The organism is Pedobacter suwonensis (genome assembly GCF_044762335.1).
GTDB lineage: Bacteria > Bacteroidota > Bacteroidia > Sphingobacteriales > Sphingobacteriaceae > Pedobacter.
The window spans coordinates 24849-49866 of sequence record NZ_JBIWEB010000004.1; the positions used below are offsets into that span (position 1 = coordinate 24849).

Genomic DNA, 25018 nt, shown 5'->3' on the forward strand with positions numbered 1-25018 from the left:
ACCTCCGGAAGCAGTTACAGAAGCCGAACCATTGCTTGCGCCGTTGCAGGCCACGTTGGTCTGCGAGGTAGTTGCCGTAATGGCCGTTGGCTGGGTAATGGTAAAGGTTTTAATGATCTGGCAATTGTTGGCATCCGTGATGGTACAGGTATAAGTTCCGGCAGACAATCCCGTTGCCGTAGCAGCAGTTCCCCCTGAAGGAGACCATGAATAAGTATAGCCACCTGCACCTCCGGAAGCAGTTACCGAAGCCGAACCATTGCTTGCGCCGTTGCAGGCCACGTTGGTCTGCGAAGTAGTTGCCGTAATGGCCGTTGGCTGGGCAATGGTAAAGGTTTTAATGATCTGGCAATTGTTGGCATCCGTGATGGTACAGGTATAAGTTCCGGCAGACAATCCCGTTGCCGTAGCAGCAGTTCCACCTGAAGGTGACCAGGAATAAGTATATCCGCCCGCACCTCCGGAAGCAGTTACTGAAGCCGAACCATTGGTTGCGCCATTGCAGGCCACGTTGGTCTGCGAAGTAGTTGCCGTAATGGCCGTTGGCTGGGTAATGGTAAAGGTTTTGATGATCTGGCAATTGTTGGCATCAGTAATGGTACAGGTATAAGTTCCGGCAGACAATCCAGTTGCCGTAGCAGCAGTTCCCCCTGAAGGAGACCATGAATAAGTATATCCACCTGCCCCTCCGGAAACAGTTACCGAAGCCGAACCATTGGTTGCGCCATTGCAGGCCACGTTGGTCTGCGAGGTAGTTGCAGTAATGGCCGTTGGCTGGGTTATGGTAACATTTTGAGTTTTTGTTAAACCATTAGCATCCGTGATGGTACAGGTATAAGTTCCGGCAGACAATCCCGTTGCCGTAGCAGCCGTACCTCCGGAAGGTGACCAGGAATAAGTGTAGCCTGGAGTACCTCCCGAAACGGAAATAGTAGCTGATCCATTAGAACCACCATTACAAGCCACATTAGTTTGAGAGATAACAGACGATGTTAAGGCGGGCTGAGTGCTAACCGTTACATTTTTGGTCGCCGTATTGCTATTTGAGATACCATCGTTTACCCTAAAACTTATCGTTCGGGTTGCGGTATTTGGCGTAGATGCGGAATTGGCGTAAGTAATCGCTCTTAAAGCTGACTGCCATTGCGCAACCGTTGCGGTAGCCCCACCGGAGGTTAAGGTTAAGGTGCCGTTGTTGCTGTCAAAACTGCCAATAATATTTCCGTAAGTAGCACTGCTGGTATTGGTAAAAGCTAAAACATCCTGCCCGGTTTGGAAATTCCCGGTAATGGTTACAGTGGCACTGGTAAGTGTTGTATTATCAGCATCTGTAACCGTTAGCCCGGCATCTATGGCAACTACCGGACCAGAAAATGCTGTTGAACCGCCGGTTGTAGTAAGGACAGGAACAACATTCGAAGGCAGTGCTGTAAGTGTATAAGTTGCTGAGGCTGCATTACCATTACCTGCTGCATCCTGTGCCACGTTAGCTGCAATATTGATCGTAACAGCGCCACTTGCAGTTGGCGTTGCGTTGAAAGTATAAGTGGTTCCACTTCCCGAAAATCCACTGATCGTGGCATTGCCTACACTTAAATCGCCAGCTACAAAGCCCGTTACGGATTCTGAGAAGGTAATGGTGAATGGAATTGGTGAAGTGCTGGTCGAGCCACCCGATGCACCAGCCGTACTGCTGATCACCACTGTCGGTGCCACATTATCAACTGTGAAAATATTGGTATTGCTGTTTGCACTTACCGCATTACCAACAACCTGTGCATTTGCATAAACCGTATGGGAACCTTGTGCCAATGCGGTAGGCTGCGTAAGTGACCAGTTTCCGCCAGTTGCCGTAGTGGTGCCCACAGATGTTCCGTCTACGTAAACCGTAACGGTTGATCCCGCTGTTGCGGTACCAGAATATCCTGGAGTGGCGGTACTCACTAAGCTACCATTGGCAGGACTAACCACTACCGGAGCGGCGGTTACGGCCTGTGTATAGGTAATGGAAAACTGACTGGCGGCTGTATTGCCGTTGCCCGCGGCATCCTGTGCCACGTTAGCTAACACACTGATCGTAACTGCGCCGTTTGCTGTTGGCGTTGCATTAAAAGTATAGGTGGTTCCACTTCCCGAAAATCCACTGATCGTAGCATTCCCTACAGTTAAATCTCCCGCTATAAAACCCGTTATCGATTCTGAGAAGGTAACGGTGAAAGGAATTGGTGAAGTGCCTGTCGAGCCACCCGATGCACCAGCCGTACTGCTGATCACCACTGTAGGTGCAACTCCATCTACAAGTACATTGGCTGTTGAGGCAACATTGTTTAAGGTTAAGGTAGCATTATTATCTGACGCATCCTTAATTGTGCCTCCGTTTAAACCTAAAGTACCAATCGAAATACCGTCAGCATCCAGATCGCCGCTTGCAACCGTATAACTAAATGTTAATGAAGAAGTACCTGAACCACTGACATAATTAGCTGATTTGCTCGCAGCACCTAACGTAATGTCTAATTGAGGAGTACCTGTTACCGTCACATTGCCCGAAAAATTTACGGTAAAAGACATGGCTTGTCCTATTCCATAGGTAGTGTTAGCAGGAACCGATACGCTGGTTACGGTTGGCGCCTGCACTCCACTCGTTATGCTAAATTCAGTTAAGTTAGTACTACCAAAACCTAAAGCGAAGTTAAAGGGGTTACCAGCTGATCTGCTCGTCCAGTTACCCCTATCAGTAATATTGGCCAACCAATTGGCTTGTGTTCCGCTTGATATGTTTGGCACATAGCTTACGTTTGGATAACGAGTATCGCCGCTATTCGTTACAAAACCCAAAGTATAGATAGAATTTGCAAGCTGAGAAGGCAACTCGCTGTAGAGAATACTCGTTTTTTGCGTATATAAACTACCTGTAACTCCGTTCGGGTCAACAAACCATCCTCCGGAACTATTATTTGTTCCTGTGGTTCTAATATTATTAAAAGCGAAAATGAAAGATGGGTTACTGTCTGTTCCCTGATAAATCAATAACTGATCGCCACTGGCATTATTCCAGGGTAGTGATGTAACCACAGAATTGATCCAGCCTGAAATCGACAGATCCGCACCCGGAATTGCCGAACCATCTCCTTTAGTTGCAGAAATCGTTTTACTTGTTGAAGAGGCCATATTCAGTTTGAATATGATTATCGTACCCGGTGTTATAACTGACGATGGTGTCCATTGGATAGTTCCATCTAGAGTTGTGTTTGTTGTAAAATTTCCGGGAGAACCATTAATCCAGCCTCTATCCGTGATATAGATCGTCTCGTTAGCAGCAATTGTATTTAAAGCCACAACCGCAAAACTACGCACAGTAGTAGATGGATCGACATCACCATTCATCCCAATAACGGCAAGATCACCTTTAGATAAAGAAGCCCTAGCATGCAATACGCCAATTAAAAGCAGCGGGATAATTAATAAAAAACGATATATCTTTTTTAAAGTGTAAAATTTCCTCATATAACAACTTTTCTAAATCTTCAATACGGTATCTTGCAATAAGTAAAAGAGTATAACCGGGATTGAAGAACACCGGTTATACCCATAAAATAATTATACTGTGCTTTGACTTTTAATCTCTCGTCGGGAATATCCCCTCAAGGCAAATTACATAATTAAGAGCCAGCCCAGGCTGCCTGTTCTCGTGTGTTGCGGAAGGTGCTGCGACACCAGTTGATTGAACAACAAGGCCAGTTAGCTGAGGGCCACTTACACTATTTACCTTGAGTGTGCCCGCACCCATAGCTACAGGTTGCTTTGGGGGAACAAGATTATTATATAGCATCTCTGAAACACCCGAAGGTGCGCCTAAAAGATTACCCGAAGGGCTGGGTTCACCGCTTTGGTCTGCAGATGCCTTTATGGTTATGGTTGCAGATCCAGCCTGTACATAGTTTGCCAAATGCGTATGCATTGGAATTTGAGAAAGTTGAATTGAAGCATTTTCAACCCCTGCAGTATTGCCAATATTGTAAGCTGTAAGTCCTGCGCCCTGGCCTGCACCTACAATAGCACGTCCTTGTAAGTCTGGCAGCTTAAATGTGTTGGTTCCATCACCGCCATAATATGTCCCAAGTATTGCATAAAGTGCCGTATAACTTCGTATGGATAATGTTTGGCCGGCACAAAAAGCCCATGTATACGGTGCAAAATTTCCGGCAAACATTCTTATTTCGCCTATAGTTCCTTCCATTGTTGATAAAATTTAGTATGAATTAATCAATTATTAATCTCTAGATGGGAATAAACCCTGCACACAAATTACATAGTTTACAGCAAGTACGGGCTGAACATTAATATGTGGAAGACTTGCGCCCGCTATGCCTATAGTCACCGTAGGCCGGGGTGGCGCCAGATTAGCAACTTGTAAAGCTTGGCTATTGAGGCTCACCAGGTTTGGTGAAGTAGCTGGATTAGCGTAAATACTATCATTTCCGGATGAATCCTGTGCGAGAAAATTACCTTGAGGCTTAGATAATACACCATCAGCAGCAACGCCGTTTAATGAAATATCAACAGCTGCCTGAGTTGAAGTATTTGTTGGCGTAGTTGCATGCGTATGCAGAGGCATTTCTGCTTGAAGCAAGGTATGACCTTCCTCGCCAGTGGTCTGACCTAAAACGTAGGACCTAAGACCCGGCCCCTGGCCGGTTCCTACCACAATTCGGCTGCCAGTATTTGGCAAATTAAACGTACTAACCCCATCGCCGCCATAAGTGGTGCCAACTATCGAGTAAAGTGCGGTATATTGAGCAATAGATAGTGATTGCCCATGACAAAACATCCAGGTTTGTGGTGCAAAACTACCTGCGAAAGCGCGGATTTCGCCAATTGTTCCTTCCATATTTTTTTTATTTAAAGGTTTCGTGATTAATTTCTTGAGGGAAAAATGCCTCGTAAACAAATGATATAATTTAATGCGATACTTGGCATAATATTATTATGGGCAAGATTACCCCCAGCATTTTGAAGACTCACGGTTGGAGCGGGTATATTCAAATTGGTTACCTCAACTGATGCGGGGCTTAAAGGTGTCAGTGTGCTGCCATCGTTCGTATAACATGCAACCTGCCCGGTTCCATCTTCACTAACGTATGCATTTAAACCATTTGCCTGATCACCAATATCAGGGCTGGCAAAAAATGTCGCGGTGGCAGGAGAGTTTGTGCTCTGACTTACGGTTGCTGCGTGCGTGTGTGCAGGCATCTGACTTAAATTAAGTGTTACATTTTCTACCCCCACTTTCTGCCCCAGTGTGTACGTTGATAAACCAGCACCACTACCCGCACCGATTACGATTCTGCTGCGAAGATCAGGTAATCCGAATGTTGATGTCCCGTCACCACCGTAAGTCGTACCTAACAGCGCAAATAATGCCTGGTTCGTGCTTAAATTTAACAATTGACCCGAGCAAAAAGCCCAGGTTTTGGGCGAAAAGTTACCGGCAAAAATCCGGACTTCAGCTAGTGTTCCTTCCATTGTGTTTTAATTTAGGTTTATAAATTTTTCTCCTGATTGTATGCCCATGTGAAAAAGCTTAGATCCAGAGAAATAGCCTTCACGCATGTGTACGGTGTTGATCTTTAAAAAACGGTTTTCAATGCATGCTACAATCAATCCATAAAGTGCATCCGCGTAAACGATAGTGCCAGGCTCGGGTCTAAACTCGTCCTGTAACTGGATTTCAGCAGGTGAAACTTCCAGTATACGTAATTCGGTATTTTTAATGCAAGCTGTTGCACCGTCATATTTAGGGTTAGCCGCATTTACCAGCCATTCTATCTCATCTGCAGACTGCAGCTTCCAATTGATCGTCAAATCGTTATGATCGGGTTTCTTATCAAAAAGTGCCGCAACTGCATTACTTTTATCCAGAGCAGATGGTAAATCAGCTTTATTTAGCAGCTCAGGTATTGCTTCAGTAGCCATAAACCCTAAGCGCTGGCAAAGCAGCCCATAATTTTCACCTTTTATAATCTGCAGCTGCTTTTTACACAAAACGGGGCCAGCATCAATATCTGCCGTCATTTGATGTATGGTTAGCGTTGCAACGTCTTCGTTATTTTTAAGTTGCCAGAATATGGGGTCGGCACCGCGGTATTTTGGCAGTTCGCCAAAGTGAAAATTGATAAAATGCCACGGTACGGCCTGCAACAAATGGTCAGGTATCATCCAGGGGAAGCCAAATACCCAAACGGCCTCGCTACCGGTAGCTACCAGCGACTGCTGTAACTGATGCTGCCATGTTCCTTTATTTAACCGAAGCACATTTTCTTTGGCTATTCCAATAGCCAATAAAGGTCCGAGTAATAACTTTTCACTCCGCTCAAGAATAGCCACAGTGCCCAAAATCCCCTGGGCATGCAGCGCCTGGATGGTAGGGAATGCCAGCGAATCTGAATTGCAAACAACCGTTATTTTCATATTAAATACCGAGATAAGGGTTCATCCAGCACGAAGCCACCTGTTTGTTTATCCGCGTCACATCGGCATGTGCAGTATCAATCGTTTCTAGCTCAGCCACCAGCTGACGCGCTATTTCGCCTGTAACACCGTTGAACGTATTTTTAATCAAATAAACCCTGCTTTGCACCACATTTAATCGGGGTTCAACTTCAATCCTGCCCCGTTCTGTTTCAATCGCTGCTTCGGCAATGGCTTTTTGTAATGATTTTCCGCCCTGGCCTTTAACTGCCTGCGCAATCAACAAACCGGTTTCAAAACCGAACTGTGTAAAGGGGTTTGCCATCACCTTACTTACTTCATCAAGCTGCTCTTGTTTTAACTCCCGGTTCAATGAAAGTGTGGTATAAACCTCAACCGGCTCAGCTGCGCTAAATGGCTCAAGCAAAAAAGGCAAACCAAGCAGTGGAGTGGTTTTATGGAACCCCTGCTCTACATATTGTTTCAGAAACATCTCGGCCTCTTTCCCACAAAATGTAGCCAGAATAAAATCAGGCTGATATTGGTGGATATGCTCAAAAACAGCAGCAATATCGCCTGTTTCTTTAGGGTTTGGTGTCGGTGCAATAGCAAATGGCATAGATACACCGCTTGACACCGATTCCATGCCGGCACTTAACATGCTCTGAAATGAATAACCACAGTCGTACAAACCAGAGACATACATTCCTTTTTTACCAAAATTCTTCACTCCCCAATGACCGATAGACCACAATTGCTGCCAGGTATGGATAGAATTAAGAAACATGTAATCGTTAAACTGTCCGGGATCGGGCAAGTGCTCGTCAATATTATTGATGATGAACGGCCGTTTAACATTTGCAATTTTATCTGAAAGATCGACTCCTACTTTGTTGGAAACAATACCAGTAATGATATCTGCATCGTCAAACCCAACCAGTTTGGTGATCGCATTCTCAGCCAGTTCCCGCGATCCCTGCCCGATAAACTCGGGTACAATCTCCAATTCAACCTCTTGGCTTAATGCCTTTAATCCATCTTTAAGCCCTGAGCTAAAGTGTTTAGCCATAGGAATGATACTGGAGTTTGAAAGCAAAACGCCTATCGTTAATTTCTTAGTTTTCATTCAATTTAATTAGTTTGCCCACATCCGCAACAGGTTACTGTAATGCTGTTGCAATAAGAGATATTCTTCCTCAATTACTGCTTTGCTCCGAAGATTTTCAGTAATCTGAAAAATTTCAAATAACATTTTTCGGTGCGCAGTTTCTTTAACCAGTGATTGTATCCAGCTGACCGCAACGTTTCTTTCCCCACCGGTAACTTCCCTTACCCGGTGAACCTGGGTGCAGGGGTAGCAGATGGCATCGCCTTTATTTAACTTATATAACACATTTCCATTTGCAGTCTGGAGTTCCAGCTCGCCCCCTTCATAAGCCTCCGGATCATTCAGAAAAATGGTTAGCGCCACATCCGTACGGATCATATTACCCATAACCGGACTATCCACATGCCAGCCGTAGTGCATGCCAGGCTTATAATTGCTGATGATAAAGGGATGAATGCTTTGCGGCAGCACCGCGTTTCTGAAGACAGTATTCCGGTTAAGCGCTGCCAGAATGATTTGCTGGATCGCCGTATGTTCCTGCGTTTGGTGATCGAGCTGTAAGTTGCTTTTTACTTCTTTTGCCGCACTATGAGCCGTTAATCTTCCATCATCGAATTTCCCAGATTTGAAAAGAGAATGAATTCCCTGAACTTCCCTATCGGTTAGTAATTCAGGTATATGCAGATATGTACAATTTGAAATACAAATATTTTTTACATCTGGGTTTAGAATTTGAGAGCTCATTAGAATATATTAGGTTAGATTATTGTAAATCTATTAATAATTTTCGATTGTACATATAGTCAACAATAAAATAAGTTGATAAAAATCAACAAATATTATGATAAGGCTATCTACTTTAAAATACAAATGAATTAAATACTTTAGATCATTTCAAAATTCTTTATATGTTTATAGTATAATTTCTACCAAATAGCTATATACAACACTAATGGACACCTATATCCTTGGAACGGGCTTATCACATGATGGATCGACGGCTTTACTAAAAAACGGCAAAATACTGGTTGCTATCGAGAAAGAGCGGCTTAGCAGAATCAAACATGACGGAGGTAACGATTTTGATACGGTTCAATACTGCCTCGATTTTGCAGGGATTGACACCAATGATTTAACATTAATTGTGCAGGCTTCTAATTTTGAAAACAACATTTTACCTAACCAGTATGCCGGGCGCCGGTACTTTGATAAGCATGTTCAGACGCCCGTAATTACCCTGTCTCATCATCTGGCCCACGCCTGGAGTGCAGTCGGAATGTCTCCCTTTACATCATGTAACGTAATGGTTGTTGACGGTGCCGGTAGCCCTCAAAGTCATTGCCTTGATCTAGATAATACAACAATCCCATCCTATTCTTTTAGCAATGGATTGTATTGTGAAAAAGACAGTTTTTACTATTTCGACGGAACGAGTTTAACGCCTTTATACAAAGATTTTTCGGAAGTAAAGTTATTTGAGCAAAATTCCGCTATAAAATTACCAACCAACTATCATTCCATAGGAGGGCTTTATCATGCAGCAAGTCAATATTGCTTTGGTAATCTGAATGATGTTGGCAAACTAATGGGCTTGGCGCCCTATGGTATCCTGAATGGAAAACCACCACTATTTAAATTGGAAAATGGTATCATCGAAGTGCTTTACGAAAACATTAACCGCTATTTCACCAAACCTTCATCCGGATATGACGCCTTTAATAACGATTTTACACATTATGCAGACATGGCCCGCTGGGTACAGGATGAAACCGAAAAAGCCATTATTTATCTCTTTCAGGAACGTGCTAAACTGCAGCCGCACGCTAATTTTGCTTATGCGGGGGGCGTAGCATTAAATGCTGTGGCAAATTATAAATTACGCCGTTCGGGTATCGTAAAAAATCTATATACCCAACCCGCAGCGGGCGACAACGGACTGGCGATTGGCTGTGCCTATTATGGCTGGCATAAGATCTTGGGGCAGCCGAAAGGGAGCGTTCCTGATCACATTTTCTTCGGGCGTCAATATTCCGATGATGATATAACACAAGCCATAACTAATGCCGGCATTACCAACAATGCTGCATTTTCCATCAAAGAAACGCCAGATTTCATAACACTTACAGCTCTCGAACTTGCCCGAGGCAAAGTGGTGGGCTGGTTTCAGGGCGGAGCCGAATTCGGGCCAAGGGCACTGGGCCATCGGAGCATATTAGCTGATCCGCGAATCAGGGACATCAAAAACCACATTAACAGCAACATTAAATTCAGGGAAGATTTCAGGCCCTTTGCTCCATCGGTAAGAATTGATGATGTCCATAAATACTTTGTTCATGGATGGGAAAGCCCCTATATGATATTGATTGATGAGATAAAAGCGGAATGGAAAGATCAGTTGAGCGGTATCGTTCATCAAGATGGCACCTGCCGTGTACAAACGGTGACAAGTGCTTTCAATCCGGAATTTTATCAGCTTATTGGTGAGTTTGAAACAGCAACGGGAATAGGCGTTTTACTGAACACGTCACTCAATCGAAAAGGAATGCCCATAGTAGAAACACCGGCAGAGGCTTTATCACTTTTTTTATCTGGTGCAATAGATGTATTGGTATTAAATAATTTTATAATTTGTAAACAATCATGATCTGCTTCTCTAAATTAAACCTCAACTTCAATATCCATTCGATACAAAAAGAATTAAATGAGCTGTTGAACGGTAATAAATGGATGCCCCATTATAATACCAGGGACTATATAGGCAACTGGCATGTTTTGCCTCTGCGTAGCCCGGGCGGGAACTGCGAGAATCCCTTTGCCGACCTCTTTAGCGACCAGCAATTTGAAAATACAATTTTATTAAATAGGTTACCTCAAACCAGTAGGCTTTTGGAAGAGCTCAATTGCGAAAAACTTTCCGCAAGGTTGCTGAATCTGCGTGCCGGATCCATTATTAAACCACACCGGGACATGGAACTTGCCTTTGAGCAGGGAGAGGCACGCCTGCATATTCCAATATTTACCAATCCCGATGTTGAATTTTATGTGGACGAGGATCGCGTAGTGATGAACGAAGGAGACTGTTGGTACATCAATGCAAATATTAATCACCGAGTTGCCAACAATGGCACCACAGATCGCATACACCTCGTTATCGATTGTAAAGTGAACGAATGGTTAACTAAAGTGATTCTGGAAGGCAAGAAAAAAACAATCTTTTTACAGAAAGATCCCATTGCAGTACAACAAACTATTAGAAACATTAAAATGTCAAACTCAAATTATTCAGACGAATTAGCAGAACGCATGGAAAAAGAATTAATTGAAAATCAACTAATTGCTAAATTCCTTAGTTTTATTTCTGAGATCGGGTTACAATACCAACTGGAACCTATTGCTGACGAAACATTTTTACCGGGGCTTAAACTTAGAGACGGAACATTAATTGTCGACACCGAAAAGTTATTATATCCGGGCGATATTTTACACGAAGCGGGGCATCTGGCCTGTATGCCGGCTGAGATACGCATGGGGATGAATGATTCGCTACCAAACAATGATCTTAACAATGGTGGCGAAATGATGGCTATTGCCTGGTCGTACGCAGCATGCATACATTTGGATATCGATCCCCATATCGTTTTCCATGATAACGGATACAAAGGCGGAGGCCAGAATCTTATTGATAACTTTAAGAAAGGTAATTATTTCGGTGTGCCGTTGTTACAATGGAATGGGATGACTTATCCTTCAGGACAGGAAAACAACCTGTCCTTTCCACAAATGATCAGTTGGACCTGTAAACAAAATATGTACATCAACCATACTGCAGAAAAATAAAAAATGACATCAGATTTTATTTTACCACCATCAACAGAAACCAGCGCTTTAGGCCTGATGCATCTAAAACGGTTTTGGAAAAAGATCATGCTCAAAAGATCGGGTGAGTTTGATGAAGAACATTGGAAAAACGAATGGCAGCTGGATAAAACCCTGCTAAGCGTATTGGGGCTTGGCCTTGAACAAACACTGCAATATGTTTTCCAGTTTGCTCCTGCATTTGAAGAGTTTGAACAATGGATTGCGAATATCGCTGGTATTCCTACAGGCGAACAGGTTGATAAATTTAACAGCATGTTTAATGAAATGCCAGATATGGGTAAACCCATACCTTCAGTTCTAAGTGCTGAGGAGCTGGCATTTTGGGAAGAAAATGGCTACCTGATTCTTAAAAATGCTGTTCCCAGAGAAGATTGTAAAGCCACTGTTGATATGATGTGTAAATTTTTGAACATCAAACTCGACGATACTGATACCTGGTATTTTGACCATACGGCAAGACAGGGTATTATGGTGCAGCTTTTTCAACACCCATTATTGCAAAAAAACCGGCAAACAGCGCGTATCAGGATGGCTTATGAGCAACTATGGAAACGTACCGATCTTTGGGTAACGACTGACCGCGTTGGTTTTAATCCCCCTGAAACGGAAACATGGAAATTTCCGGGGCCTGACCTACATTGGGATTGCAGCCTTGAGCTGCCTATTCCATTTAATCTGCAAGGCTTACTTTACCTTGCCGATACGGCACCAAATCAGGGAGCCTTTACGTTGGTTCCAGGATTCCATAACCGCATTTCAGCATGGCTTCATTCCCTTCCTAATGGCACAAATCCCCGAACAGAGAACTTGCACATGCTGGGCAGTTTACCTATTGCTGCCCAGGCTGGAGATTTTATCATCTGGCATCAGGCTTTGCCGCATGGCAGCAGCCCCAATACCTCATCAATGCCGCGCTTTGTACAATATATCAACTATCAGCCCGCAGATTTTACTGCTCAGAAGAAATGGATGTAGGTCATGATCACCTGTTGTAAAACTTTATCAGCTGTAAAAATTTTTGATTAAACTTTCAGATAATTTTATGCTTCAGTTTGCTGATTAATAAAAAGGAAAAAGCTATATTTGAGATAACCTGTTTATAAACAATGTGATAACATCATTTAGCAGTTAAAAAACAGGCCGTTAATGCCCTCATCAATCTCAATTTAACCACGGTCATCAGTGGGTTATCATGAATGCATTGACATATAGATAGTGAAGTTAAAAACTAATTATATCTACATATGGCAATTTTCAATTCTGCATTTAAAATTACAATGGGTAACGAAGGCGGTTATGCCAATAACCCAGATGACAGCGGTGGTGAAACCTACGCCGGTATCGCAAGAAATTTCTGGCCTGACTGGGGTGGTTGGCCCGCGGTAGACCAGGCTGTTTCAACGCATCCTCAAAACATAAATGCCACACTTGCTGCCGATAGTGCAGTACAGGCGGAAGTACAATCATTTTACAAACAGAATTTCTGGGATGTGATCAGTCTGGACAACTTAAACAGCCAACAGCTAGCCAACCAGCTGTTTGATACGGCTGTAAATATGGGTACTGGTATCGCTTCGCGTTTTTTGCAGCAGGCCATAAATAATATTAGACCTGGCAAACTTGTAGTAGATGGCATAGTTGGGCCACAAACCATTGCGGCTGCCAACAGTATACCGCTGGAAGCGCTGTATAACCAGGTTATTGCGCTTCGGAAACAGCGATATTTAAACATTATTAAACAAAACCCTTCGCAGGCGCAGTTTCAGAACTCCTGGTTCAGTCGTTTAACGCCATTTAATCCATCATTACCATAAACTCATCCATTATGAAAAAGAGCAATTTAATAATGATGTTAGCATTAGTTTTTACAGGGATTGCAACAGGATGCAAAGGAAACGCACAAACTTATGATCTTCATAAAACATTGGCACTGGTTATAATCATAGGTATTATCACCGCTTTTTTTGCTTTGGCCATGTTCACCAACATGCTTCGTGATGATGTAAATGATCCGGATGCGTTTAATGCCAGTGCCGCGAAAATAAAACAGCAGAAACGGCTGCTGATGTTTAAAAGTAACAATCCCTTTAGCCTGTCTCGTGTTCAATTAGGGGTTTGGACAGTGGTAATCTCCTGCAGTTATATTTATTTGCAACTTTGTATGGCCAACTGTAACGACACAGGATTAAATGAAACCGCGTTGGTGTTAATGGGAATAAGCGCCGGTGTAACTGCAGGTGGCGCCATAATTGATAAACGGGAAATACAAGATGGCCGTTTTCGCCATCAGAATAGCCCTTCTGAAGGCTTTTTTGTAGATATTCTTTCTGATGATAATGGCATCAGCGTACATCGTTTTCAAAAAGTTGTGTGGACTTGCATTGCTGTTATTATTTTTCTCAATAAAGTATACAGCATTAAAACAGGATGTGCCTTACCTGAACTTAGCCAGACACTTTTATGGCTTACCGGCATAAGCAGCGCTGCCTATTTGGTTTTAAAAACCCAGGAAAACGCTCCCTCAATTGATTCTGCTGCAGCAAATAATTCATCACCAGGTATTTTGCCAGGACAACAGCAGGCTGCTCCTTCCATTTCACAGGTAAATCCGGCGGTAACTAATCCCATACCGCAGCCAACAAACACGCCTCCTGCAAACGATACATCATCGTATCAAAACCCGGGAGCGGCATCGGAGGACACAAATCCATCATCGTAAAATGATCGTAATAAACCCTATTCTCAGCAAGTTTAATTTTAAAAGCGCCGGCAGAAAGTATATCTGCCGGTATTTAAATCTTTAAATGGTATAGGTAAAGCCAGGATGATCAGACATGATGTATTCAAATTTCACGGCTGTACCCTCATATTGGTTTTCTAATTTACATACAGCTAATGGCATGGTTAAGCTACAGTTGTAGGTAGTTAGCACCTCTTCGCCAAATACGGTTATTTCCGTAAATAAATCAAGTCGGTTATGGGTTTCAGAGGCAGGTATCTGTACAACCACCGGCTGTGGAAGTTTAAACTGACGGCTGGCACAATACACCAATCCTGCCTTTATCCTTTTAGGTTGATAAACAGGGGTTGTAAAATAGCGATATTCTTCTTCCCACCGCGTTAATACGGCCTCAACAGAAATTTTTTCCGGAATAAATATAGCTTCTGGACGCATTTGTGGGATTAAATTGTTCATAATGGCCAATTGTGGCTCCTTACGCAACGCATTTAACATGGTCTCAGAAATCACCATATCAATATGGATGGCATCAGGAAATGTGTAAATAGTTGCATCAGCGCAAACATAATCGATTACGTAATCAGACAGGCCTAATTGCTCGTAAAGCACTTTTGCAGCATCCAACGAATCTGTATTGATGTCCAGTAAAATGAAGTTGATCTGCGCCGAGGTAAATCTTGAGGTTAAAGGTGTAAGCAACGTGGCATAAGGGCCGCAACCGGCATATAATATGTTTATGGTTTGCCCGGGCATTGCATCTAATAAATGGTTAACTGCCTGATGAATGCCCCTTATAAATTTAAGGGTACGTTCTAATTCTTTAAGGCAATGCGCAGCTTTAATGGTTGAAACAGCAGTGCCATAGGTTAATTTTATATCCTGATCTGTAATGTTTCCTGCCTTTACTCCGGTTACGCCGGCAAACAGCAAATGGAGTTGTTCAATTGCATTTTTAATATGCAGATAGTCATTATCGAAAAGTAAGCTATGCGTAGCTGCCGAAAGGCTTTCATTGCGCTTTTGAGTCATTAATTCCATGTTTATTTCTGATATCTAGTGCTGAAAAATTGATGCGAAACTAAAAGTATAAAGTTAGTTGGTATGATGATCTGATCATCAATCTATTTAGATCTGTAGTAATGAGGTTTTTAATTAATGATATAATCTTCAAATTTGGTATAGTGTTTATTGCCAAAAAAATCGACCATACAAAACCCTACCTGATAATTTCCTTTTGGCATGGTTGAAAGTTTGACGTCTAAAGCTAAAGGATCAGCAATAAGCAGTTTACCCAATGTGATACTCATTGATCCACCAATACTATCCTGACCCAGAAAAGTAATTTCATCATAAGCCTGCAGGTTCTTAATTTTATCTGTAATCCCTTCAGCAGAAATCTCCCGATATCCGGTTACTTTAGCCAGATTCTTTCTTTCAACATTAAAATACTTTATTACCAGCTCTGCTTGTTTTCCATTCAAAAGTACAGGCACATTATATGATATCCCCGATTGGTTGGAGAGTCCCATAAATGCACAGACATTGATATCGTTGATACTGATCCACCTGGCGTCCCATTTTTTATTCCCGCCATACAGCGTGATGTATCCGCGGTCATCTACATTAATATCGTAAGCATCCAATCCGTACGACACCAACGTACTATCTCCTGTTAACCTTCTGATATTTAAATAAATTTTATTGGTATTAACCAACATGGCTGCATTTAGCTTTCTTCCGGAATCTTTAACAAAAACGCTATCCACATCTCCTCCAATCAGTTCGGCTACATAATTTTCGATAAATTTTTCAAATTCTATATTGAATGGCGTTAGCAGATAATCTTTTAGTTGACTGGCGGTTTTTCTGTTATAGTAGGGAAAATATACCGAGAGACCTGAAATGGCGTCTTTATCTAAGTTTTTTGAATAAACATTGCATACAACTGCATCTTTCAACTTTTTCTCAAAATCGCCAAACAATGTGTCAGTGCTTTTCGCTGCTATTTTAAAAAAGCTAGAAATATCAATCATATCTTCAGCCGCGAACGAAAAAGAAGGTAATCCGAATGATTTGGACCTGGCCCTGTAATTGGATTTCTGTTTAAAAGCTTCTTTAGCCGGGTACGTTGAATTTAGATTTGCAGAAATTTTACTGATCAGGTTTCCTACACTTGCATTTAAAGCACCTACTTTATCAAGCGCGATTACTGATAAGGTTGCTTGCAAATAAGGTTGAGACGAATAGGCATCAATATATGATTTTGCAATTCCCTCCAGAAGATCAACCGTTTTTAGGTGTGGTTGAGTAGATAAGGCGTTGATGATATATTCATAATTCCAGCCATTGCCTGGTTCAAGTTCCTGAGAAGCTATCATATAATCAGCATAAGGTGCAAATACAGTGGCGGTTTCGATAGTTGCCATTAAACAGGCATCAAAACCTATAAAATCCAGATCCAAATCATTTTGGCTACGTTTCAAATCTGCGAAAGCCTCTCCCATTTCATGCAGGGAAAGGGAAATATCTTCAGGAAATAATTCATCATAACCAAAACCATGCACACTGCCTCTTCCGTGATTCCAAAAAATCAGCCCATATCTTTCTGCCGGGAAGTTCTCTTTACTAAAAGAAATAAAATCAACCAGGGTTGATGGATCTCCTATACTTTTGTTTGCTGTTACTTTTACTTTTTCAAACCCCTCTTTGGTCACCTTACTATAAGTAAGGCTATCGCCGGAGATCTGTTCAGAAAAATGCCACTTTTTAGTCCCACCATGCAAAATCACCGTTGCAAAATTATCCTCGGTATTTTTATAGGAACGGATAATCTCATTAATGTCTTCACTTGCCAATTCATGCTTGCTTTCCAGGTCTGAACCATTCATATAGATCAGCAGTACAAAACTGCGTTTAGGCTCCAGGTTTTGGGCATGGCTGGTAACACCGTAAAATATCAGTCCAGCCAGTATGAACAGTATGCGGACATTTGTTTTAATGAAGCCCATTATCTTCTCGGGTTAACTTGTGGAGGGTTTCTGAATTGATAAATTGCTGCGGCAACAGATTCTTTAAATTCCTCGCTATATTCATTCATATTATCCGGAAAGGTTTTTTTCAGCAATTCTGACAATCCATCTGCATAATTCTCATTGGCCTGATCGATATCAAAATCGTTATTGGCCTTAAATGATCTTTTAACCTCGTTATTATCTTCAATTACATTCTCCATTCTTGAAAACAAAGAGCGCTTTTCGCTCCTCAAACTTCTTGCAACTGTTTTCTGATTATTGATATCCCTAACAAGATCCAGAAGATCGGTCATCTGCTGGTCCATTTCATTAGAAATGTTGGCTCTAACCTGGTTTTCCCGTACCAATGTAATCACCTCATCCAATGAATTTACAAACTCATCGTCAAAGGCTTCCACGCACTGGCGCTGAATCACGTCATTTTTGAGTTTTACTTCTTCCATTTCGCATATGTTTTGTTGCCAGTCGTCGGGTTGTTTTTCATACTCGGTCAGGTATTTCTTATTCGATTCGACCAGAAAATCCGCTATCATTTCATGAAATTCCAGTAAGTCGTAATAGTCCTTTTTATTTTGGGCAATGCTTTGCAGCTTAGGTGTTAACATATGATAATCCGTTTCTGAACTTAAAGTTCTAAAAATGCCGTTATTGATATTTGAGGTCACTTCTTTCGTTTTAGCAGATAGTTTATCCTTCACAAAACCGGTAATCAAAGCTCCCATATCGTTCATTGCTTTATCGATATCTAACGAGCCTTTTAACGTGATATCATTTCCAAAAACGGTCAATTCAAGTTCAGCTTCTATTTTTTTGGCATCAGGGCCAAATTCCATACCCAATACAAAAGATCTGATCCAAAATAACCTGGTAATGGCGCCTAAAATATTAGCTACCGCCTCCAAAGCTCCCGATGCAATTTTACCCCCAAGCGTTAAAGCTGCTTTAGCTATCTCCAAAGCGCCATACGCTACTCCGATAGCCACATTTACACCTACTTTTAGGGTTTCATAGTATAAAATCTGGGCTGAATAATAAATTTTTTCATCCACCCGCCACCAAGAAGCATCTGCTCTTCTATTACCATAATCTCTGATGTAATTGTTATACTCATTGATTGTGTTATTCAGATTTAAGATCTGCTGTTGCGCTTCAGTCAATTTTCGGTTTGCATTTTCTATAGAATTTTGCACGGTCCGGGCTGCATCCCGCACTGCATTCTGTGCTTCTTCCAAAAGCTTGATAAATCCACTGGTATCGAACACCACATGCGCATTAAATCCACTGCTCGAAAAATTGGCATAGTTTCCTTCTAAATGAAAAAGGATTTTAAAACCAACATATTGCAGTTCCAGATCAATAAATACCATCCTGTCTTTAAGGAGAATCAGGGTATCCAACTGAAAAATATTTAAGATATTGACATAAGCACTCAAATAAAATTCGAGTTTTTTTGTTGCCCTGTTAACATTTAAATACAATACCGGACCTTGAGCATCTGCTTTTATCAGCGCGCCCGCCAGCCCACCCTTTACAGGTTCCATAGGCATTGTTTTTCGGGACCTCGTCAATTCAAATATCCCTTTAATTTCAATCTTTGAAATTTCGATCAATGCCAAAATAGCGTTGCCAGGCTCGATCAGGAAAAGTCCTCTTGCCTTTACATTAAAAATTTCGATTGTACCGCAGAGAAAAAAGCCCACATTCATCTGGTAATTTCCAATTACGGTAGGCTGAGTACATATAAACAGCTGGCAGTTTAGAGATATGGCTCCCGAGGTATCAACCCGGTAATGGCGCATGGTTGAGGTATCGGTAACGATGCATTGGTGGTTGCCTCCTAAATCAGAAACCTGAAGATTTTCAACGGCAGGTATGGCAAGTTCGGTTGGCAGGCTTGAATTGAAGTTCCTTAAAATCTCCGCTTTATCGGTATTATCCGGATGAGAAGGGTAGGTCCATTGGGACATTTTAGCGTTATTGATTTCAAAATCAGCCAAGGCTACCACATCTAGAAATTCTATTCCAGGAAAATCAACTTCCGCAATATCAACAATAATATCCTTTAGGGAAGTCCTGCCCTTGGTAGAGGTAATTGCCGCGGTAATTAATCCAATATTAGCCTGGCTCACAATAAACCCAGCAAAAATGGATATATTATTGGTTGTTACCCTACCAGTCATGCCGAAAGTAACACCAGTTGCCCCAACACCAATCATCAAACCTAAATCGCTCAGGCTAATCTTATTGTTTATCGGTATTTTATAGCTTGAAGAGGCAGACAGGTTAAAGGAAGAAACGGACAGGCTTCCGGCAAGAACAAAGGTTAACACATCTTCTTTCAATGGAAAATTGAGCTTCCCTCCTGCCGCTAAGTAGATTCCATTATGCTGTTTAATGCCGAAATACAAATTTTCAATTTCATAACCTTCTTTTCTGATATCGGCACTGATCAGCATTGCTTCAAAAGCTGAAGCGTTTAACGCCGTTCCTATAATCAGATCAATATGATCCAGACCTGTTAATTGATAAAGTCCCTTTCCAAATGCACTATCACTATTTTTCAAATCAAACAATGCGTTAGCAACCAACTGCTGGTTAAAGCGGTCTGACATGACCATATCGGGAAAATGACCTGATGCGGTTCGCTTCAAATACTGGTTAATTGCATTGGAGGTTTTGTTCCTGACGATTAGCGCTACTTTTTTTATACTAAAGAAAGTCATTGTATCATAAATGAACTGCTCCAATGCATTGCCATTCCGAAAAAAACCGGTATCTATGCTTAAAGCCAACTGTTTAGCATCGCTTAGCACCACCACGTTGGCATAAAGAGAAGCTTTATCACCCGCAACCTCTTTATCGTAATGAATCACCACAGACCAGATACCTGCAGCTTTCAGCACCTGTGCTTTAAAGGTCCCGGATAAGCTATTAAATAACGTAAATTGGCCAGCCAGCCCATAAACACCTAACTCATTGTTATTCAACAAATCTTTGATTTTAGCGTGACTGGTATCAAGCTCTCCAAAAATCAATTTTTCATTGTTATTTACCATGATGGTTACTGAGGCATCTAACTCAAAAATCTTCGCGGTAGCCGAAAAAGCGATGTTGGTTTGGTTACTCATTATGAACTAAAATTTATGCTGCCCGGGGCTGTAACTAACAGATAATAGCTCGCCCTCCCTAATGCCTATTCCTACGAATTTATTATATCCGGCTATCCTGCTTCAGTTACTTTTTTTTCAGGTGCATCGAGTTTCTTAACTAAATTCTCAATGGTATCTAAATTTAACTGCTTCAATACGACATTCCTTTTCGTATTCCAGATTTTAAAAGCCAACTTCTCAATTGTTACGAATCCTAAATCAGGAACGGCACCTTCACAATCTACCTCAATGGCAAAAGCATATTCCTTGACACTACCTTTCACATAAATATAAGCGGTTTTCAAGCTAAATTTAAGCTTATTCAAGTCAAAGTTGGCATTTGCCCTTTCGCCAGAATTTAATCCGTTTAGATCGCTTTTTATTTTATCCGTATTCACCTCACTGCCAAAGGCAGCTGTTAAATCTTGTATCATTTCTTCTAAGGTAGCGCTACCTACCTCCTCCAAATTTGTTGGTATCAAAAGAAAAGAAGAATCGTTCCCGGCTTTTTCATAAACTGCTACTAATTTGGTTTTAAGTAATTGGAACTGTACGCCCAACTGAAGATTCATGTCACTCATTTTTTTAAGTTCTTATTTTTCCTACTCCTCTGGCTTTTCGGATGATGCCCCGTTTGCTTGGTGGTCTCTGGACTCCACTTAGTTTTTATAAGATGATTAGCCAATCGAATCCAGATTGCTCAGCAATCTGGATTCGATTGGCAATGGTTTCAAAAATCGACTTCGTTAAAAACAGTGATATGAGCCTACACAAGCTGGCTTATTATTTGATTTGTCTTTGGCATTTTTTGCCAAAGCCCACATTAAGGCTATTATTGTTTGCATATCAACTATATTTGGTCGTTAAATCCATTTTTAGGCACAAAAAATATCAGCCCATTTTATGCCGAATAAAAAATTGGCCTTGTGCAATACAGTTGCAACGAGAAAGAGTTGTGATCTGAGAGCGTTGCGTATCCGGATTGTTCCTTCAAAATTACCGTTAGATAATTCTGAACAGTTATTGCATCTTGCAGATAACTGCTTTACGAATATAATATTTTTATTATTTTAAGTAAAACTCTATGAAGAAAAAATATTAAAATGGTCTCCGGAGTAGAAGATGGCAATAAAAGCCCTAATATGCGTGGAAATTGTTCTTACTTAGTGATTTCTACAAGCGCATAAAAAAGAGGCCGTTAGTGAATTCACCGTATAAGATCTATGAAATGCTTTGCATCTTTTGAGATGGCTACTGCAATTCCTTTTAAATCAATCAGCGTGTTAAAATCCAGTCCTATTTAAAGCTAAAGCAGATTGTCATTGATCTAACCAGGCTTTAAATAGCGGTGCCCGTTCCCGGCTTACAAATGCTTCATATAGAGCATAATGACGAAAAGTAACTTTGAGTTTTGAATTGAAATGATTGTAGACCTTGTCAATGGCATTGACGTTTACGATAAACTGTCTGTTGAGCCTGAAAAAAAGTGATGGATCTAACTGCTCTTCCAGTTCTTCCAGATTTTGGGGTACAACTTCGTTCTTGCCATTGGGCAAATGTGCGTAAGTAACTTTATGTTCAGAATGAAAGAAGCTGACATCATTAGCGGCAAGAATTTTATAACCGTCTTTATGAGGGATTAGAAAGCGTGTTCTGATCTTTTTGTTCTCTAGTGAATCAATTACGCCCTGCAACCGGTCGGTTATCATTGCAGATACATTTTCAGTCCGTTGACCAACTTTCTCAAGCGCTGCAGCAAGTTCCTCCTGCTCTATTGGTTTAAGCAGATAATCCACGCTGTTAAACTTGAATGCCCGTACAGCATACTCATCGTAAGCTGTTGTAAAAATAATAGGGCTTTTTACTTCTACCTGATTAAAAATCTCAAAACTAATTCCATCGGCAAGTCTGATATCCATCAAGATCAAATCAGGAACAGGATTTGATTTTAGCCAGTCAACACTGCCGGCAACGGTATCCAATACATCCAAAATCACCGCTTGCGGTTTTATGGCCAGCACTAACCTTTTGAGTCGTTCGGCATTAGGCTGTTCATCTTCTATAATTAATATATTGATCATTTTAGTAAGGGTAAAAGTACCGTAAAATGCTTGTCCGTCTTGGTTATTATGATTTCAGGCACATTGAGCAGGCGATAACGATCCCTGACATTACCCAGGCCAATTCCGGTTCCATCCAGATGGGTCAACAATGGTTTTAGTTCATTACGGACTAAAATTTCGTCGCTCTTTGACGATTTAATTTCGATCAGCAAAGGATCTGATTTCACAGTACGGTTATGCTTGATGGCATTTTCTACCAAAAGCTGCAGTGACATTGGTGGTATCATGGCATCTTTACTGATGTGCGCAAGATCTATGTTAAAGGAGATCCCTGATCCAATCCTTACCCTGGTCAAAAACAAATATGATTCTAAAAACCTAAGTTCTTCAGCAACCGAAATTTTATCCTTTTTTGAATTGACCAGCAAATAGCGGTACACCTTGGCGAAGTTTTCTGCATATTCAAAGCCCTTTTGCTGATCCTGTAAAATCTGCTCTGCCAGAACACTCAGGTTGTTGAAAACAAAATGCGGATCGATCTGCAGCCTTAAAGCATAGAGCTCGGCCTCACTGGCAGCCTGTTTATGCTGGGCTGCATTTACCTCGAGTTCAAGCGCCAATGTGGCTGTTTTCTTCCAGTTGGTCAGGAAATAATAACCAATATTACCCGCCATGATCAATAAAGAAAGAATAACTGCTGAGGTTAGAAATTGCGAGAAAAGCCTGAGTTCCTCTCTTGAATAATTAGGTTCTTTCTCTAAAAAAACAGCAACATAGGCCAGGTCCATAAGGTGAACAGAGATAATGGCTATAATGGTCTGCAGAAGTGTCTGGACAAGTAGCCGTATGCCCGATTTTTTTTCCCAGGTTAACCAGCGATCGAGTTTACGATCTACCCAAAAACTGATCACCGTGAGCAGCAAAACATATATGTAAGTGTACAGGGTATCGCGAAAAGCAATCCAGCCCGGGCTAATATAATGCTCTTTCCAATAGGGGTCGTATGGATCTACCAGATAAGAAAGCATGGTAAGAATCACCAGCGCGGCTAAACTTACTATAATTACATGGCGTACAGGGATTTTCTCCCTTATATAGTTTGTTTTTCCCATAGTGTAAAAATAAGCTTTGCCAGCATCAGTAGCAAAGCTATTCATATCATTGCAATCCTCCGCCCAGGCTACGGTACAAATCAACAGCAGCCTGAAGTTTTTCCAAACGTATATTGGCGCCTTCAAGTTCGGTCTGCAGTAAATTATTTTGCGCTGTGATGATTTCCTGGTAGGTTGCCATCCCGTTCTGGTAAAGTAACGAAGCATCTTTCGTTGCTTTTTTTAGGGCCACTACCTTCTCGTCAACCAATACCAGCCGTTCTGCAGCACGTTTCTGTTTTTCCAGTGCATCGCTCACCTCTCCCACGGCAGTCAGCACGCTCTGCTTAAACTGAAGTACAGCCTTTTCCTGCTCCAAAGAGGCTCGCTCATAAGCTGTTTTAAGTGTTCTCTTCTGAAATATCGGCTGGGTGAGATTAATTGCCAGGTTTTTAGCCAGCGACCCAGGCAAATTAAACCAGGAGTTCAGTTTAAATGAATTGGCGCCAATAGATGGTGTTAGGCTGAACGAAGGATACATGGCCACTTTTGCCAGCCCTAATTTGGCCTGTGCATTCATTACAACCCATTCTGCGGCTTTAACATCCGGCCTTCTGCTTAGCAACCTTACCGGCAATTCACTACCAAAACCCTGGTTAAGTGCAGCCAGACTAAAATCTTGTTCTCTGTCAATAGAAGCTGGAAATTCACCACACAATATGCTCAATGCATTTTCCTGTATCGCGATGTTTTGTTTTACAAGCGGAACCAGTAATTCGGCCGTTTTCAATTGTGCTTTAGCCTGTTGAACAGCCAATGAATTTACCTGTCCGGCGTTGTACTGCAAAGCCGTCATCTTCAACGTACTGTCGCTTAAAACCTGATTTCGTTCCGCAATTCTGAATTGTTCATCAAGAGACAGCAAATTATAATATGCCTGGGCTACCTGGGCAATAATTCTGGTTTGCAAAGCCCTCGCACTTTCCTTATTCGCCATTAAATCTGCATAAGCACCGTCTTGCTGCAGGGCGGCTTTCCCCCAGATATCGGCTTCCCATGATACCCTGAACTGTGCATTGTAATCATCTATATAGCTCGTTTTCGTAAACTGCTCGCTCAATGAACCGTTTAATGAGTTTTTAGACATCCAGTTTCTGGCCGCCGTTACATTCAGATCAAGGGTTGGCAGGAGCGCCTGTTTGGCCTCCCTTAATCCAGCCTCCAGCTGCTTTATAGTAAGTTTGGCTGCCGCCAGATCATTATTTCGTTTTAAGGACATGGAGATCAGATGCTGTAGTTTTTCACCACCGAAAAAAAATTTCCAGGGAAGGCTTAGGGAATCGCCGGTAAGTGATGAAGATTCCCTATAGCTTTTGGGCATTTGCATGGAGGGTTTAACCTGAGGCTTCTTCAACAAACAAGCTGAATAAAACATGATGCAAAACGCCAATAATATCAAATTTTGTATCCGAATCATTTTATCTA

At 41.7% G+C, this 25018-nt stretch carries 19 protein-coding genes; 5 read left to right on the forward strand and 14 right to left on the reverse strand.

Features of this window, described 5'->3' with window-relative positions:
* The 7 genes from ACIQXP_RS07915 to ACIQXP_RS07945 form a co-directional block, all read right to left on the reverse strand.
* Positions 1-3507, reverse strand: a 3507-nt coding sequence (locus ACIQXP_RS07915; RefSeq protein ID WP_402759906.1) for a beta strand repeat-containing protein, incomplete at its 3' end; no start/stop codon positions are given.
* Positions 3508-3619: 112 nt separating this feature from the next.
* Positions 3620-4240: a phage tail protein gene (locus ACIQXP_RS07920; protein ID WP_387505150.1), complete on the reverse strand. Its 621-nt coding sequence runs from the start codon at positions 4238-4240 to the stop codon at positions 3620-3622.
* Positions 4241-4273: 33 nt separating this feature from the next.
* Positions 4274-4891, reverse strand: a complete 618-nt coding sequence (locus ACIQXP_RS07925) for a phage tail protein (RefSeq protein WP_387505151.1) — start codon at positions 4889-4891, stop codon at positions 4274-4276.
* A 26-nt stretch (positions 4892-4917) separates the two neighbouring features.
* Positions 4918-5526 carry a phage tail protein gene (locus ACIQXP_RS07930; protein ID WP_387505152.1) on the reverse strand — a complete coding sequence of 203 codons (609 nt, stop codon included), beginning with the start codon at positions 5524-5526 and terminating at the stop codon, positions 4918-4920.
* Between the two features lie 6 nt (positions 5527-5532).
* Entirely contained in the window at positions 5533-6471 is a 939-nt protein-coding gene (locus ACIQXP_RS07935; RefSeq protein ID WP_387505153.1) for a formyltransferase family protein, read from the reverse strand.
* A 1-nt stretch (position 6472) separates the two neighbouring features.
* A complete protein-coding gene (locus ACIQXP_RS07940; protein WP_387505154.1) occupies positions 6473-7597 on the reverse strand; it encodes an ABC transporter substrate-binding protein in 1125 nt (374 codons plus the stop codon).
* 9 nt (positions 7598-7606) lie between these two features.
* On the reverse strand, positions 7607-8323 hold the full coding sequence (locus tag ACIQXP_RS07945; RefSeq protein ID WP_387505155.1) for a Fe2+-dependent dioxygenase: 717 nt from the start codon (positions 8321-8323) through the stop codon (positions 7607-7609).
* A gap of 208 nt (positions 8324-8531) precedes the next feature.
* Here ACIQXP_RS07945 and ACIQXP_RS07950 point away from each other — a divergent pair, with 208 nt between their 5' ends.
* From ACIQXP_RS07950 to ACIQXP_RS07970, 5 genes are all read left to right on the forward strand, one after another.
* Positions 8532-10223: a carbamoyltransferase family protein gene (locus ACIQXP_RS07950; RefSeq protein WP_387505156.1), complete on the forward strand. Its 1692-nt coding sequence runs from the start codon at positions 8532-8534 to the stop codon at positions 10221-10223.
* Positions 10220-11416 (forward strand): aspartyl/asparaginyl beta-hydroxylase domain-containing protein, encoded by a 1197-nt coding sequence (locus ACIQXP_RS07955; protein ID WP_387505157.1) that lies wholly within the window; start codon positions 10220-10222, stop codon positions 11414-11416. The genes ACIQXP_RS07950 and ACIQXP_RS07955 overlap by 4 nt, the downstream gene beginning before the upstream one ends.
* A 3-nt stretch (positions 11417-11419) precedes the next feature.
* Positions 11420-12433, forward strand: coding sequence for a phytanoyl-CoA dioxygenase family protein (locus tag ACIQXP_RS07960; RefSeq protein WP_387505158.1), 1014 nt, complete (start codon positions 11420-11422; stop codon positions 12431-12433).
* A gap of 269 nt (positions 12434-12702) precedes the next feature.
* A complete protein-coding gene (locus ACIQXP_RS07965; RefSeq protein ID WP_387505159.1) occupies positions 12703-13272 on the forward strand; it encodes a glycoside hydrolase family 108 protein in 570 nt (189 codons plus the stop codon).
* Between the two features lie 32 nt (positions 13273-13304).
* Positions 13305-14177, forward strand: a complete 873-nt coding sequence (locus tag ACIQXP_RS07970) for a hypothetical protein (RefSeq protein ID WP_293744392.1) — start codon at positions 13305-13307, stop codon at positions 14175-14177.
* An 81-nt stretch (positions 14178-14258) separates the two neighbouring features.
* Here ACIQXP_RS07970 and ACIQXP_RS07975 read toward each other — a convergent pair whose 3' ends face one another.
* From ACIQXP_RS07975 to ACIQXP_RS08005, 7 genes are all read right to left on the reverse strand, one after another.
* Complete coding sequence (locus ACIQXP_RS07975) at positions 14259-15227, reverse strand: methyltransferase domain-containing protein (RefSeq protein ID WP_293744391.1); 969 nt, start codon at positions 15225-15227, stop codon at positions 14259-14261.
* Between the two features lie 119 nt (positions 15228-15346).
* Complete coding sequence (locus ACIQXP_RS07980; RefSeq protein ID WP_387505160.1) at positions 15347-17206, reverse strand: clostripain-related cysteine peptidase; 1860 nt, start codon at positions 17204-17206, stop codon at positions 15347-15349.
* Entirely contained in the window at positions 17206-20358 is a 3153-nt protein-coding gene (locus ACIQXP_RS07985; RefSeq protein ID WP_387505161.1) for a hypothetical protein, read from the reverse strand. Before ACIQXP_RS07985 ends, ACIQXP_RS07980 begins: the two co-directional genes overlap by 1 nt.
* Positions 20359-20450: 92 nt before the next feature.
* Complete coding sequence (locus tag ACIQXP_RS07990) at positions 20451-20960, reverse strand: hypothetical protein (RefSeq protein WP_293744388.1); 510 nt, start codon at positions 20958-20960, stop codon at positions 20451-20453.
* 738 nt (positions 20961-21698) lie between these two features.
* Entirely contained in the window at positions 21699-22460 is a 762-nt protein-coding gene (locus ACIQXP_RS07995; protein WP_293744387.1) for a LytR/AlgR family response regulator transcription factor, read from the reverse strand.
* Positions 22457-23554, reverse strand: coding sequence for a sensor histidine kinase (locus ACIQXP_RS08000; RefSeq protein ID WP_387505162.1), 1098 nt, complete (start codon positions 23552-23554; stop codon positions 22457-22459). The genes ACIQXP_RS07995 and ACIQXP_RS08000 overlap by 4 nt, the downstream gene beginning before the upstream one ends.
* 46 nt (positions 23555-23600) lie before the next feature.
* Entirely contained in the window at positions 23601-25010 is a 1410-nt protein-coding gene (locus tag ACIQXP_RS08005; RefSeq protein ID WP_387505163.1) for an efflux transporter outer membrane subunit, read from the reverse strand.
* Positions 25011-25018: the final 8 nt, after the last annotated feature.

Excerpts from the sequence above, each read along its gene's own strand:
- ACIQXP_RS07920 (WP_387505150.1), bottom strand. The coding sequence starts at position 4,240 with ATGGAAGGAACTATAGGCGAAATAAGAATGTTTGCCGGAAATTTTGCA.
- ACIQXP_RS07925 (WP_387505151.1), bottom strand. The coding sequence starts at position 4,891 with ATGGAAGGAACAATTGGCGAAATCCGCGCTTTCGCAGGTAGTTTTGCA.
- ACIQXP_RS07930 (WP_387505152.1), bottom strand. The coding sequence starts at position 5,526 with ATGGAAGGAACACTAGCTGAAGTCCGGATTTTTGCCGGTAACTTTTCG.
- ACIQXP_RS07935 (WP_387505153.1), bottom strand. The coding sequence starts at position 6,471 with ATGAAAATAACGGTTGTTTGCAATTCAGATTCGCTGGCATTCCCTACC.
- ACIQXP_RS07940 (WP_387505154.1), bottom strand. The coding sequence starts at position 7,597 with ATGAAAACTAAGAAATTAACGATAGGCGTTTTGCTTTCAAACTCCAGT.
- ACIQXP_RS07945 (WP_387505155.1), bottom strand. The coding sequence starts at position 8,323 with ATGAGCTCTCAAATTCTAAACCCAGATGTAAAAAATATTTGTATTTCA.
- ACIQXP_RS07950 (WP_387505156.1), top strand. The coding sequence starts at position 8,532 with ATGGACACCTATATCCTTGGAACGGGCTTATCACATGATGGATCGACG.
- ACIQXP_RS07955 (WP_387505157.1), top strand. The coding sequence starts at position 10,220 with ATGATCTGCTTCTCTAAATTAAACCTCAACTTCAATATCCATTCGATA.
- ACIQXP_RS07960 (WP_387505158.1), top strand. The coding sequence starts at position 11,420 with ATGACATCAGATTTTATTTTACCACCATCAACAGAAACCAGCGCTTTA.
- ACIQXP_RS07965 (WP_387505159.1), top strand. The coding sequence starts at position 12,703 with ATGGCAATTTTCAATTCTGCATTTAAAATTACAATGGGTAACGAAGGC.
- ACIQXP_RS07970 (WP_293744392.1), top strand. The coding sequence starts at position 13,305 with ATGATGTTAGCATTAGTTTTTACAGGGATTGCAACAGGATGCAAAGGA.
- ACIQXP_RS07975 (WP_293744391.1), bottom strand. The coding sequence starts at position 15,227 with ATGACTCAAAAGCGCAATGAAAGCCTTTCGGCAGCTACGCATAGCTTA.
- ACIQXP_RS07980 (WP_387505160.1), bottom strand. The coding sequence starts at position 17,206 with ATGGGCTTCATTAAAACAAATGTCCGCATACTGTTCATACTGGCTGGA.
- ACIQXP_RS07985 (WP_387505161.1), bottom strand. The coding sequence starts at position 20,358 with ATGAGTAACCAAACCAACATCGCTTTTTCGGCTACCGCGAAGATTTTT.
- ACIQXP_RS07990 (WP_293744388.1), bottom strand. The coding sequence starts at position 20,960 with ATGAGTGACATGAATCTTCAGTTGGGCGTACAGTTCCAATTACTTAAA.
- ACIQXP_RS07995 (WP_293744387.1), bottom strand. The coding sequence starts at position 22,460 with ATGATCAATATATTAATTATAGAAGATGAACAGCCTAATGCCGAACGA.
- ACIQXP_RS08000 (WP_387505162.1), bottom strand. The coding sequence starts at position 23,554 with ATGGGAAAAACAAACTATATAAGGGAGAAAATCCCTGTACGCCATGTA.
- ACIQXP_RS08005 (WP_387505163.1), bottom strand. The coding sequence starts at position 25,010 with ATGATTCGGATACAAAATTTGATATTATTGGCGTTTTGCATCATGTTT.